General features: G+C 60.0%; 9 protein-coding genes and 1 pseudogene. 5 read left to right on the top strand and 5 right to left on the bottom strand.

Annotated elements, in window-relative coordinates:
* Position 1: 1 nt before the first annotated feature.
* The 4 genes and pseudogenes from ACOYQJ_RS01940 (at position 2) to ACOYQJ_RS01925 (ending at position 3,417) form a co-directional block, all read left to right on the top strand.
* On the top strand, positions 2–1,141 hold the full coding sequence (locus ACOYQJ_RS01940; RefSeq protein ID WP_422904309.1) for an acyl-CoA dehydrogenase family protein: 1,140 nt from the start codon (positions 2–4) through the stop codon (positions 1,139–1,141).
* An 87-nt stretch (positions 1,142–1,228) separates the two neighbouring features.
* Positions 1,229–2,242: pseudogene (locus ACOYQJ_RS01935) on the top strand (enoyl-CoA hydratase/isomerase family protein); the annotation flags it as partial.
* A 27-nt stretch (positions 2,243–2,269) separates the two neighbouring features.
* Positions 2,270–3,142 carry a 3-hydroxyisobutyrate dehydrogenase gene (gene mmsB, locus ACOYQJ_RS01930; RefSeq protein ID WP_422904440.1) on the top strand — a complete coding sequence of 291 codons (873 nt, stop codon included), beginning with the start codon at positions 2,270–2,272 and terminating at the stop codon, positions 3,140–3,142.
* 71 nt (positions 3,143–3,213) lie between these two features.
* Complete coding sequence (locus ACOYQJ_RS01925) at positions 3,214–3,417, top strand: YgaP family membrane protein (RefSeq protein ID WP_422904308.1); 204 nt, start codon at positions 3,214–3,216, stop codon at positions 3,415–3,417.
* 78 nt (positions 3,418–3,495) lie between these two features.
* Here ACOYQJ_RS01925 and uvrA read toward each other — a convergent pair whose 3' ends face one another.
* The gene (gene uvrA, locus ACOYQJ_RS01920; protein ID WP_422904307.1) at positions 3,496–6,396 is read right to left on the bottom strand and encodes an excinuclease ABC subunit UvrA; all 2,901 of its coding nucleotides are present in this window, start codon (positions 6,394–6,396) and stop codon (positions 3,496–3,498) included.
* A gap of 153 nt (positions 6,397–6,549) precedes the next feature.
* Here uvrA and ACOYQJ_RS01915 point away from each other — a divergent pair, with 153 nt between their 5' ends.
* Positions 6,550–6,912, top strand: a complete 363-nt coding sequence (locus tag ACOYQJ_RS01915) for a rhodanese-like domain-containing protein (protein WP_422904306.1) — start codon at positions 6,550–6,552, stop codon at positions 6,910–6,912.
* Between the two features lie 117 nt (positions 6,913–7,029).
* Here ACOYQJ_RS01915 and ACOYQJ_RS01910 read toward each other — a convergent pair whose 3' ends face one another.
* The 4 genes from ACOYQJ_RS01910 to ACOYQJ_RS01895 all read right to left on the bottom strand — a co-directional run bounded on the left by ACOYQJ_RS01910 (position 7,030) and on the right by ACOYQJ_RS01895 (position 12,290).
* The gene (locus ACOYQJ_RS01910) at positions 7,030–8,121 is read right to left on the bottom strand and encodes an ABC transporter ATP-binding protein (protein WP_422904305.1); all 1,092 of its coding nucleotides are present in this window, start codon (positions 8,119–8,121) and stop codon (positions 7,030–7,032) included.
* Positions 8,122–8,148: 27 nt separating this feature from the next.
* Positions 8,149–9,807, bottom strand: coding sequence for an alpha-glucosidase (locus ACOYQJ_RS01905; RefSeq protein ID WP_422904304.1), 1,659 nt, complete (start codon positions 9,805–9,807; stop codon positions 8,149–8,151).
* A gap of 79 nt (positions 9,808–9,886) precedes the next feature.
* Positions 9,887–11,050: a carbohydrate ABC transporter permease gene (locus tag ACOYQJ_RS01900; RefSeq protein ID WP_422904303.1), complete on the bottom strand. Its 1,164-nt coding sequence runs from the start codon at positions 11,048–11,050 to the stop codon at positions 9,887–9,889.
* Between the two features lie 13 nt (positions 11,051–11,063).
* Positions 11,064–12,290 carry a carbohydrate ABC transporter permease gene (locus ACOYQJ_RS01895; RefSeq protein WP_422904302.1) on the bottom strand — a complete coding sequence of 409 codons (1,227 nt, stop codon included), beginning with the start codon at positions 12,288–12,290 and terminating at the stop codon, positions 11,064–11,066.
* Between the last annotated feature and the right edge of the window lie 27 nt (positions 12,291–12,317).

Here is a 12,317-nt window from a genome sequence, read left to right as displayed (position 1 = left end):
CATGGATTTCGCACTTACCGAGGAACAGACCGCCATCTTCGACATGGCCCATGCCTTCGGGCAGGAACATATCGCCCCCCATGCCCGCGAATGGGAAGCGCAGGGCACCATCCCGAAAGAGCTTTGGCCGCAACTCGCGGAACTGGGGTTCGGCGGGCTTTATGTTTCCGAACAGGCTGGCGGTTCGGGCCTCAGCCGACTTGACGCGACACTGGTGTTCGAAGCCCTCTCGATGGCCTGCCCCTCGGTCGCCGCCTTCCTGTCGATCCACAACATGTGCGCCCGAATGCTGGACAGCTTTGCCAGCGATGAAATGAAGGCACGCATCCTGCCCAAAGCCCTGACGATGGAAACCGTGCTCAGCTACTGCCTGACAGAGCCGGGCTCGGGGTCCGACGCAGCCGCGCTGAAAACCCGCGCGGAAAAGACCAACGAAGGCTTCAAGCTGAACGGCACCAAGGCCTTTATCTCGGGCGGTGGTTATTCGGATGCCTATGTCGTCATGTGCCGCACCGGCGAAGACGGCCCCAAGGGCATCTCGACCCTCTACGTCGAGGATGGCACCCCCGGCCTGTCGTTTGGCGGGCTCGAGGACAAGATGGGCTGGAAGTCGCAGCCCACCCGGCAGGTGCAGTTCGACGACTGCACAGTGCCTCACGACATGTTGGTCGGAGAAGAAGGTCAGGGGTTCAAATACGCCATGGCGGGCCTGGACGGTGGCCGCCTGAACATATCGGCCTGTTCGCTCGGCGCAGCCCAGACCGCCCTGAACATGACGCTGCAGTACATGTCCGAACGCAAGGCTTTCGGCAAAAGCATCGACCAGTTCCAGGCCCTGCAATTCCGACTTGCCGATATGGAAATCGAACTGCAGGCCGCCCGCACCTTCCTGCGTCAGGCTGCATGGAAACTGGATACCAAGGCACCCGACGCCACCAAGTTCTGCGCCATGGCCAAGAAATTCGTCACCGAAGCAGGCAGCAAGACGGTTGACCAATGCCTGCAACTGCACGGCGGCTACGGCTATCTGGCCGATTACGGAATCGAAAAACTGGTACGCGATCTGCGCGTGCACCAGATCCTTGAAGGCACCAATGAGATCATGCGCCTGATCACCGCCCGGCATATGTTGGCGAACTGACCCGCCCCTTCACTGGTCCAGAAATATCCCGGGGGTCCGGGGGCAGCGCCCCCGGGGCTGTCCACGAAAAAACGCAAGGCCGCTGCCATGTCCGATATTCAAATCCGCAAAACAGGCCGCGCAGGCCTCATCACCCTGACTCGTCCCAAGGCGCTGAACGCGCTCAGCTATGACATGTGCCTGAGTGTCGAAAAAGCGCTGGAGGCGTGGCGCAACGATCCGGAAATCGAGCTGGTCCTGCTGGACGCAGAAGGTGAACGCGCCTTTTGCGCCGGCGGCGATATCGCCGAAATGTACCAGACCGGAACCGAGGGCAATCTCGACTATGGACGGCAATTCTGGCGTGATGAATACCGGCTGAACGCCAAGCTGGCGGAATACCCCAAACCCATCGTTTCCTTCCTGCATGGCTTTGTCATGGGCGGCGGCGTCGGTCTGGGCGGGCATTGTTCGCATCGCATCGTTACGGGCAGCACCCAGATTTCCATGCCCGAGGTCAGCATCGGGTTCGTTCCCGACGTGGGCGGGACCTTCCGGCTTGCTCAAGCGCCCGGGCGGCTGGGTGAATACCTTGGACTGACCGCCGCGCGCATGGGCCCCGGTGACGCGATCTACGTCGGATTTGCAGATTTTTACGTTCCTGAGGACCAATGGCCCGCGCTCAAGGCAAAGATGATTGAAACCGGCGATGCAACGCTCGCCCGCCAAAGCGCCCTGCCCCCACCGGAAAGCCCGCTTGCGGCTCAGCAGCCCCAGATCGACGCGCTCTTTGCCGGGGAGGCTCTGACAGATGTGCTCAACGCCCTGCGTGCAGATGATAGTGAGTTCGCCGCCAAGACACTGAAAACTGTTGGTCGTAATGCGCCGCTTTCCATGGCTGTCACGCTGGAAATGATCCACCGTCTGCGCGGCACGGGCCTGACGATCCGCAAGGCGTTGGAGTTGGAATACCGCGTCAGCCATCGGATCATGGAACACGGGGACTTCCTTGAAGGCATCCGCGCCGCCATCATCGACAAGGACAAAAGCCCGAAATGGCGGCACGATCTGGACAAGGTGCCCGCTGTTGACGTCTCACGTATGCTGGCGCCACTTGGCAAAGAGGCGCTCGATTTCAGGGAGAAGAGCATGAAGATCGGATTTATCGGACTTGGAAACATGGGCGGCCCGATGGCGGCGAACCTGTCTGCCGCAGGGCATGACGTGACCGGATTTGACGTGGCTGGCGTCACGGTCGAAGGCACAGCGCAAGCCGAAACAGCCGCAAAGGCCGCCGCGGGCGCCGACGTGGTCATCACCATGCTGCCCAATGGCGCCATCCTGCGCAGCGTCGCGGATGAGATCATTCCCGCGATGCAGCCCGGCGCCGTGCTGCTTGATTGCTCGACCGTCGATGTGGACAGCGCCCGCGCCGTCGCCGCCCAGGCCGAAGCCGCAGGCCTTGGCGCACTTGACGCCCCGGTGTCCGGTGGCGTTGGCGGAGCAACGGCTGGCACGCTGACCTTCATGGTTGGCGGCAGCGATGACGCCTTTGCCAAGGCCAAGCCGCTGTTCGACATCATGGGGCAGAAGGCCGTGCACTGCGGCCCCTCGGGCAATGGTCAGGCGGCCAAGATCTGCAACAACATGATCCTTGGCGTCACGATGATCGCCACATGCGAGGCTTTTGCCCTTGCCGACAAGCTTGGTCTTGACCGTCAGGCGATGTTTGACGTTGTCAGCACTTCTTCGGGCTATAGCTGGTCGATGAACGCCTATTGCCCGGCGCCCGGGATTGGCCCGAAATCCCCGGCAGACAACGGCTATCAGCCCGGATTTGCCGCCGATCTGATGCTCAAGGACCTGCGCCTGTCGCAGCAGGCCGCAACCAGCGCCGATGCGGACACCCCCATGGGACAGGCCGCGATGGAGCTGTACCAGCGCTTTGTCGAGGACGAAGACGGATCCGGCAAGGATTTCTCGGCCATGCTGCCGCGCTTCGAGGCCCGCACGCGAAGTTGATCCATGTCATATTCGGAACATGCTATATTGAGTAAAGGATACTTATAGATCAACCTTTTCCGGGGGAAAGCATGTTTTCCAAGAATATGGGTCAGACCGACCGCCTCATTCGCGCCATTGTCGGTGTGGTCCTTGTCATTGCCTTCTTCATGATTGCGGGCAGCCTTAAATGGCTGGCGCTGATCGTGGGCATCGTGATGCTGGCCACCTCTGCGATGGGCTCATGCCCGCCCTATGCGCTGCTGGGCATCAACACCTGCAAGACCAAATCCTGAAACGGACAAGGGGGCCCAAGCGGCCCCCTTTCCAATTTTGCGCGACACCGACCAGATCAAAACCGTCGCCGCGCCCCATCACTCGGCCGCAACCTTGCGCGATTTCAGCATCGGTTTGAGATAACGCCCTGTGTGCGAGGCTTCTACCTCGCTCACTTTCTCCGGCGTACCGACCGCGACGATCTCGCCGCCGCCATCGCCGCCTTCAGGGCCGATGTCGATCAGCCAGTCAGCGGTCTTGATCACATCAAGGTTATGTTCGATCACAACCACTGTATTGCCCTGATCCACCAGCTCGTGCAGCACCTCCAACAGTTTGCGCACGTCTTCGAAATGCAGGCCTGTGGTCGGCTCGTCCAGAATATACAGCGTTCGTCCGGTTGACCGTTTCGCCAGTTCCTTCGACAGCTTTACGCGCTGCGCCTCGCCACCCGAAAGGGTCGTCGCCTGCTGTCCCACCTTGATATAGCCAAGCCCCACGCGGGCCAGCGCATCCATCTTGTCGCGGATGCTGGGCACCGCCTTGAAAAACTCCTGTCCCTCTTCCACAGTCATATCAAGAACGTCGGCGATGCTCTTGCCTTTAAAGCGAATTTCGAGCGTTTCGCGGTTGTACCGCTTACCCTTGCAGGTCTCGCATTCGACATAAACGTCGGGCAGGAAATGCATCTCGATCTTGATGACACCATCCCCCTGACAGGCCTCGCAGCGCCCGCCTTTCACGTTGAAGGAAAAGCGCCCGGGCTTGTAGCCACGCGCCTTGGCCTCGGGCAGACCGGCGAACCAATCGCGGATCGGGGTAAAGGCGCCAGTGTAGGTCGCCGGGTTGGAGCGCGGCGTGCGCCCGATGGGGCGCTGGTCGATGTCGATCACCTTGTCCAGATGCTCCAGCCCCTTGATCGTTTCGCAAGGGGCCGGTGTCTGCCGCGCGCCATTCAGCGCCATGCTGGCGGTCTTGAACAGCGTTTCGATCGTCAGAGTCGACTTGCCGCCGCCGGAAACCCCCGTCACGCAGACAAACTTGCCCAGCGGGAATTCAGCCGTCACCTCGCGCAGATTGTTGCCTGTCGCCTTGACCACCGTCAGCTTTTTCTTGTTCCCCTTGCGCCGCTCGGCGGGAACGGGGATTTCGCGAAGACCTGACAGGTATTGACCGGTGACGCTGGCCGGGTCCGCCATGATTTCCGCAGGCGTGCCCTTGGCCACCACTTGACCGCCGTGCACCCCGGCGCCCGGTCCGATGTCAAAGACATAATCCGCCTCGCGGATCGCCTCTTCGTCGTGTTCGACCACGATCACCGTATTGCCTTGATCGCGCAGGTTTTTCAGAGTGTCCAGAAGGCGCGAGTTGTCGCGCTGGTGCAACCCGATCGAGGGTTCGTCCAGCACATACAGCACCCCGGTCAGCCCGCTGCCGATCTGGCTGGCCAGCCTGATCCGCTGGCTTTCGCCGCCCGACAGCGTTCCGGCGGCGCGCGACAGCGTCAGGTATTCCAGCCCAACGTTGTTCAGGAACCCAAGCCGTTCACGGATTTCCTTGAGGATCGCCTTGGCGATTTCGTTCTTTTGCTTGCTCAGCGCCTCGGGCACCGATCCGCACCACTCAAAGGCCTCGCGGATCGACATCTGAACCACCTGCCCCACGTGCAGCAATTCATCCGGTCCGCCCTTGGCTGGACCGATCTTGACCGCCAAGGCCTCTTCGCGCAGACGATAGCCGCCACAGGCGCCGCAAGGCCGGTTGTTCTGATAGCGCTCGAACTCTTCGCGAATCCAGTTCGAATCGGTTTCGCGATAGCGGCGTTCCATATTCGGAATGACGCCTTCAAAGCTGCGGCTGACCTGATACACCCGCCCGCCCTCGTCATAGCGGAACTGGATTTCCTCATCGCCCGACCCGTAAAGGAACACCTGCTGCACATGCGCCGGAAGGTCTTTCCAGCGGGCCTTCTTGTCGAACTCGTAATGCTTGGCGATGGCATCGATCGTCTGCAGGAAATACGGACTCTTGCCTTTGCGCCAGGGCGCCAGTGCGCCATCGGAAATCTTCAGCGTCTGGTCCGGCACCACCAGCCGTTCGTCAAAGAACAGCTCCACCCCAAGGCCGTCACATTCCGGACATGCCCCAAACGGCGCGTTGAAGGAAAACAACCTCGGCTCGATCTCGGGGATGGTGAAGCCGCTGACAGGACAGGCAAAATTCTCGGAAAATGTCATGCGTTCAGGCGCAGGCGCGTCTTCGCCGTCCGCCGCTTTGGGTGCCGTCTCAAGGATCGCGATACCATCGGCCAGATCCAACGCAGTGCGGAACGAGTCCGCCAGCCGGGTCTCCATCCCCTCGCGCACGACAACCCGATCCACCACCACGTCGATGTCATGGCGAAACTTCTTGTCCAACGTCGGCGGGTTGTCCAACTCGTGGAATTCGCCGTCCACCTTCACCCGCTGAAACCCCTGCTTGCGCAGCTCAAGGAACTCCTTGCGGTACTCGCCCTTGCGGTCGCGCACGATCGGCGCCAGCAAAAAGGCGCGCGTCCCCTCTTCCAGCGCCATCACCCGATCAACCATGTCCTGCACCTGCTGCGCCTCGATGGGCAGTCCGGTGGTCGGACTAAAGGGCGTGCCAACCCGCGCAAACAGCAGCCGCATATAGTCGTAAATCTCGGTCACCGTGCCGACGGTCGAGCGCGGGTTCTTGCTGGTCGTCTTTTGTTCAATCGAAATCGCCGGGGACAGGCCGCTGATATGATCGACGTCAGGTTTCTCCATCATATCAAGGAATTGCCGGGCATAGGCGCTCAGCGATTCGACATAGCGCCGCTGCCCTTCCGCATATATCGTGTCAAAGGCCAAAGACGATTTTCCTGACCCTGACAGCCCGGTAATCACCACCAATTCATCACGCGGGATATCCACGTCAATGGACTTGAGGTTATGTTCGCGCGCCCCGCGCACTTCGATATATTTCAACTCAGCCATTTCGTACCCCGGATTCACGACCGACTAACAGATAGGCGAAACCGAAAGGATCGCCAATGGAAAATTGAGAACATTAAGGGAACGTGAGGCTTTCCTCTTTACATTCAATTTACAGAATGTATATCTCTTGGGCAACAGCCCAGGAGACGCTCAATGTTTGCATTTCTGAACAATGCCGCGCACAGCGGCGATATGACCCCGCAAGAGGCGATCACACGCAGTGCCACACAGGACATCATCGTGATCGACATCCGCGACCCGATGGAAGTTCGCATGTCAGGCAAAGCCAAAGGCGCATTGGAAATCCCAAGCGCGACCCTGCAAATGCGTGCCGATCCGCGCAGCCCCGAATGCCTTCCGGAACTGAAGAAAGGCAAGCCGATTGCGGTCTACTGCGCTTCGGGCGCACGCTCCTCGATGGCAAAAATGATGCTGCAACGCATGGGACACGAAGAGGTCCACAACATCGGCGGCCTCGGCCATTGGCAAAGCGCTGGTGGTGAAATCACCCGCTAAGCCTTTCACTGGTCCGGAAATATCCCGGGGGTTTGGGGGCAGCGCCCCCAAGGCCTGCGTGGCCTGAACGCAATACAAAACGGCGCGCGCCGCAAGGCGCGCACCGTTGGATCAAACCTAGCGATACAGCAGCGACACCCCGTTGGCGAACAGATGCATCTTCGACGGCTCAGCGCCGAGCCGAATCTCGGATCCGCGCGCATCCCGGTGGATTCCCGGCAGCTTGGCGATCACCGGGTCCGCGACGCCTTCGGGCTGGAAGTACAGCAGCGTCACCTCACCCAAGGCTTCGGTGAAATCCACCTTGCCGGAATAGACGTATTCGGCGCCCAATGTCTCAATCATATCTTCGGGGCGCACGCCAACGTTGACCTTCAGCCCCATGTCCGCCTCGCTGGTGGGATAATCCGACAGCACCTCGCCGCCGCCGGCCAGCTTGACCCGGGTCTGGGGCCCTGTGCCCGTCACTTCGCCCGGAAGAAGGTTCATCGAGGGCGAGCCAATGAATTGCGCGACGAATTCGCTGTTCGGCCGCTCGTATAGATCGAGGGGTGAGCCGACCTGCGCTATCCCCTTGTTCGCCAGCACCACAATCCGGGTGGCCAGGGTCATCGCCTCGACCTGATCGTGGGTCACATAGATCATCGTGCGGTCAGGCATCTGTTCTTTGAGCTGCGCGATCTCGATCCGCGTCGCCACACGTAGCGCGGCGTCAAGGTTCGAAAGCGGCTCGTCGAACAGATAGACCTTGGGGTCGCGCACCAACGACCGGCCAATCGCCACCCGCTGTCGCTGGCCACCCGAAAGCGCCTTGGGCAGGCGATCCAGATACTCTTCCAGTTGCAGCATCTTGGCTGCGCGGTTCACCGCCTCGTCGATCTCGGCCTGCGATTTCTTGGCCAGTTTCAAAGCAAATGACATGTTCTCGCGCACGGTCATATGCGGGTAAAGCGCATAGGACTGGAACACCATGGCAATGCCACGCTGCGCGGGGGGCACGTCATTCACCACCTGCCCGTCGATTTCAAGCGTGCCGCCAGTGATCTTTTCAAGACCTGCGATCATCCGCAAAAGCGTGGACTTGCCACAGCCAGACGGTCCGACAAAAACGATCAGCTCACCCTGCTCAATTTCAAGGTTGATATCCTTGAGCACGTTGACCGCGCCGCCATAGGTCTTTTCGACCCCCTTCAGCTTTAGATTGGCCATGCCTCCCCCTCCTTCTATCGTTATCCGTTATGCCGATTGACACAGCGCCAGCGCTGGCTGCCATGGGCCAAGATGCAGTTTGCCATCGGGAGCCGGTCCTGTGCTGCCCAGTTCGATGCCGATCTGGTGCCACTTTCCCTCTGGCATGTCGATTGTCCAAGGCTCGCCGGACAGGTTCACCGCGACAAAGATTGTCTCATTTTCATCTTCACGCAGAAAATGCACCACACTGCCTGTGGCTTGCACCTTGTCGTGTGTCCCCTTGACCAAAGCCCTGTGCGAGTGGCGAAAATGGATCGCCTTTCGATAGTGGTGCAGCAGCGCCCCGGGGTCCCTTTCCTGCTCGGACACCGCGCGCGGCAGATGATCATGGCTGATCGGCAACCAGGGGTTGCCGCTGGTAAAGCCGCCGTTCTGGTTGTTGTTGTCCCAGACCATCGGCGTGCGGCAGCCATCGCGGCCCTTGAACTCGGGCCAGAACTGGATGCCGTAAGGGTCCTGAAGATCCTCAAAGTTAAGATCGGCTTCGGGCAGGCCCAGCTCTTCGCCTTGATACAGGCAGACCGAGCCACGCAGGCACATCATCAGCGTGGTATAGGCCCGCGCCGCCGCATCCGGCAGGTTCCAGCGCGAGATGTGGCGCGGCACATCGTGGTTGGAAAAGGCCCAGCACACCCAGCCGTTGGGCGCCTTTTCATCGACAAGGTCCATGACGCTGGCGACATATTCGGCGGTCGGAGGCACGGAGGACAGCAGCTCAAACGCATAGCTCATCTGAACCTTGTCCCCGCCCGAGGTATATTCGCCCAGAATATCAAGCCCGTAGAGGTCATCGCCCACCTCGCCAACGGCGGCCGCGTTATAGCGGTTCATCAGCGTGCGCAGCTTGCGCAGGAACTCAAGGTTCTCGGGGCGGTTCTTGTCGTAAAGATGTTCCTGCCAGGTATAGGGATTCACGGCGGGTGCGCTGATCGGGTTGCGCTTGTCTTCGGACAGTGCCGGGTTGTCGCGCAACTCCTGATCGTGAACGTAGAAGTTGATGGTATCCAGACGGAAGCCATCGACCCCGCGATCCAGCCAGAACTCGGCCACCTTCAGCAGCGCCTCCTGCACCTGCGGTTCGTGGAAATTCAGATCCGGCTGCGAGGTCAGGAAGTTGTGCATGTAATACTGGCAGCGCCGCGAATCCCATTCCCAGGCCGAGCCGCCAAAGATCGACAGCCAGTTGTTCGGCGGGGTGCCATCGGGCTTCGCATCGGCCCAGACGTACCAGTTGGCGCGGTCATTGGTCTTGTCCGCGCGGCTTTCCTCGAACCATGGATGATCCTGCGAGGTGTGCGACAACACGAGGTCGATCATCACCCGCAATCCCAACTGATGCGCCATGCCAATCAACGCGTCGAAATCCGCCAGAGAGCCGAACATCGGATCGACATCGCAATAATCGCTGACGTCATAGCCAAAATCCTTCATTGGCGATTTGAAGAATGGCGAGATCCAGATCGCATCAACACCGAGTGAAGCGATATGCGGCAGACGGTGGGTGATCCCCAAAAGGTCTCCGACCCCGTCGCCATTGCTGTCTTGATAGCTGCGCGGATAGATTTGGTAAATCACCGCACCGCGCCACCAGTCTGGATCGGTTGTCAGCGTTTTCGACATATCGATTTTCGCCTCTGCGTTCATGATGGTGCCTCCAAGCCCCGGGGTGCCCCGCGACCTTTCGTCTGTCGCCCCGGGGCCGTGGTCCCGGGGCTGAGATTTTCTATTTCACCGAGCCAGCCAGAAGACCGCGCACGAGATACTTTTGCATGGCAAAGAAGACGGCCAGCGGCACGGCAATGGAAACGAAGGCGGCCGTGGCCAGAATTTCCCAGTTGCCCCCGCGAGTGCCCAGCAGTTCAACGATCTGGTTGGTCATGACCGTTGTTTGACCAGTCGCATCAATCAGGAACACCTTTGCCACCAGAAGATCGTTCCACGTCCAAAGGAACTGGAAGATCGCAAACGAGGCCAGCGCCGGGAAGGACAATGGCAGAATGATCTTGGTGAAGATCTGGAAATCCGTCGCCCCGTCCACCCGCGCATTCTCGATGATGTCACGCGGCAGCCCGACCATGTAGTTGCGCAGAAGGTAGATCGCCAATGGCAGGCCAAAGGCCGTATGCGCCAGCCACACCCCCAAGTAGCCTTTGCCGATGCCAATGGACAGGTGCAGTTTCAGCAGCGGGATCAGCGCCAGTTGCAGCGGCACAACCAGCAGTCCCACCACAAAGGCCACCAACAGTGCCCGCCCCGGAAAATCCATCCAGGCCAGCGCGTAGGCCGCAAAAGCCGCAACCACGATCGGGATGATCGTTGCCGGCACCGTCACGGTCAGCGTGTTGAAGAACGCCTTGGCCATGCTGTCCGTGACATTGCCGGAAAACAGCACGCGGTCATAGTTGGCGGTGGTGAACTCGGGAGCCTTTTCAACGGTGACAAAGACCCGCTGCCCGCGTCCGGAAATCTGCTCGTCATTGCCGCTCCAGACGTAATCGCCGGACTCAGTGACGCTCATCGTCTCGCCGTCCCCCATATCGGCAGTCTCGCCCGGTCCGTACGCCGCCACATCGCGGGACGAGGTGCCCCAAGCCGAGACTTTGCTGTCGCCCGGTGTCGTCCCCGCCTCAACGAAAAGGTTGCCCTGCACCACAAAGCGCGCGCCCTGAGCCACCCGCGCCTCATCCGGGTCAGCGCTGCGGAGTTGCTCGACCGCTTCGGTCGGGAACATCGACGCCCACCAGCCCGATCCAGTGATCTGATCGCCCGTCCGAAACGACGACACGAACAGCCCGACGGTCGGGAACAGCCAAATCGCCACCAGGAACACGACCGACAGATGAACCGCCCATGTCAAAGAGGATTTGCTACCTGCGATATTATCCATAAGCCTATCCCCCTCAGCGCATTTCTTTGCGCGCGTTGTACACGTTCCAGATCAGGATTGGTGACACCAGCAACATGATCACGATGGCACTGGCCGATCCCACACCCCAATCCCCTGCGCGGAACAGTTTGTCGTACATATAGTTGGCCAGAACCTGGGTTTCCCACTGGCCGTTGGTCATCGCAAACACGATGTCAAAGATCTTCAGCACCACCAAGGTGATCGTCGTCCAGACGACCACGATGGTCCCCATGATCTGCGGCACCTTGATCTTGAAGAACACCTGAAACGGGTTGGCGCCATCCACGATGGCCGCCTCGATCGTCTCTTCGGGGATACCGCGCAGCGCCGCGCTGAGGATCACCATGGCAAAGCCGGTCTGGATCCAGATCAGCACCACCATCAGGAAAAAGTTGTTGTAGAAGTCCAGTGTAAGCCATTGCTGCGGCTCTCCGTAGGGCAGGCTTGCCGTCACGATATCGACGATCTGCAACAGGGAAATCACCACCAGCCAGGCGGCAATCGCCGCCGCCAGCACCCGCAGCACCTTGAAGCCCGAGCGTCCTTGCCCGCCGATCAGCGGATGGATCAGGATCCAGCCGACATAAGCCACCATCGCCGCAAAGCTCAGAACAATGAGCAAAGGCACCACTTTGAGCATCAGCACACTGCCGAACCCGCCATCAAATTGCAGCCAGACCGCATTCAGCACGCCAATCTGCGGCTGGTCCGCCGCCCGCGCGTCATAGATCAGCTTGAAGATCACCGAGGCTCCGACAAAGGAAATTGCCATCGGCATAAAAATCAGCGACTTGGCAAAGGCGCCCCACTTGATCCGGTCGGTCAACTGCGCCGCCAGCAGGCCAAACGCGGTCGAGGCCGCCGGCACCACGATCAGCCACAGCATGTTGTTGCGCATGGCCTCCCAGAACTTTGGCTCATTCAGCATCTGGCTGTAATTCTGCAATCCGACAAATGCCCCGCCGGCGTTGCGATCGGTCAGCGACAGGCGCAGCGTTTCAACGACCGGATAGGCCAGATATAGTCCCAGCGCAAAGATTGCGGGAAACAGGAACAACCACGGCCTGACCATATTGGCGCGGTTGATGTTGCGCCCGGCATCATCGTGCCGGAACGGAAAGATCACTTTATCAAGCAACTGGTTTGACAGATAAAAATACCCGACGCAGCCGCCGACACCGATGATGATCGTCATCAGGCCCTGAAGTGCTGGATGCATGTTTCCCTCCCCCGCAAATGGCGCTTG

It is taken from the genome of Pacificoceanicola algae, from assembly GCF_049341065.1.
Classification (GTDB): Bacteria; Pseudomonadota; Alphaproteobacteria; order Rhodobacterales; family Rhodobacteraceae; genus Pacificoceanicola.
Note: the sequence above shows the minus strand (reverse complement) of the source record. Positions and strands in the feature narration are given on the sequence as shown.

Excerpts from the sequence above, each read along its gene's own strand:
- ACOYQJ_RS01910 (WP_422904305.1), bottom strand. The coding sequence starts at position 8,121 with ATGGCCAATCTAAAGCTGAAGGGGGTCGAAAAGACCTATGGCGGCGCG.
- ACOYQJ_RS01900 (WP_422904303.1), bottom strand. The coding sequence starts at position 11,050 with ATGGATAATATCGCAGGTAGCAAATCCTCTTTGACATGGGCGGTTCAT.
- ACOYQJ_RS01905 (WP_422904304.1), bottom strand. The coding sequence starts at position 9,807 with ATGAACGCAGAGGCGAAAATCGATATGTCGAAAACGCTGACAACCGAT.
- mmsB (WP_422904440.1), top strand. The coding sequence starts at position 2,270 with ATGAAGATCGGATTTATCGGACTTGGAAACATGGGCGGCCCGATGGCG.
- ACOYQJ_RS01940 (WP_422904309.1), top strand. The coding sequence starts at position 2 with ATGGATTTCGCACTTACCGAGGAACAGACCGCCATCTTCGACATGGCC.
- ACOYQJ_RS01915 (WP_422904306.1), top strand. The coding sequence starts at position 6,550 with ATGTTTGCATTTCTGAACAATGCCGCGCACAGCGGCGATATGACCCCG.
- uvrA (WP_422904307.1), bottom strand. The coding sequence starts at position 6,396 with ATGGCTGAGTTGAAATATATCGAAGTGCGCGGGGCGCGCGAACATAAC.
- ACOYQJ_RS01895 (WP_422904302.1), bottom strand. The coding sequence starts at position 12,290 with ATGCATCCAGCACTTCAGGGCCTGATGACGATCATCATCGGTGTCGGC.
- ACOYQJ_RS01925 (WP_422904308.1), top strand. The coding sequence starts at position 3,214 with ATGTTTTCCAAGAATATGGGTCAGACCGACCGCCTCATTCGCGCCATT.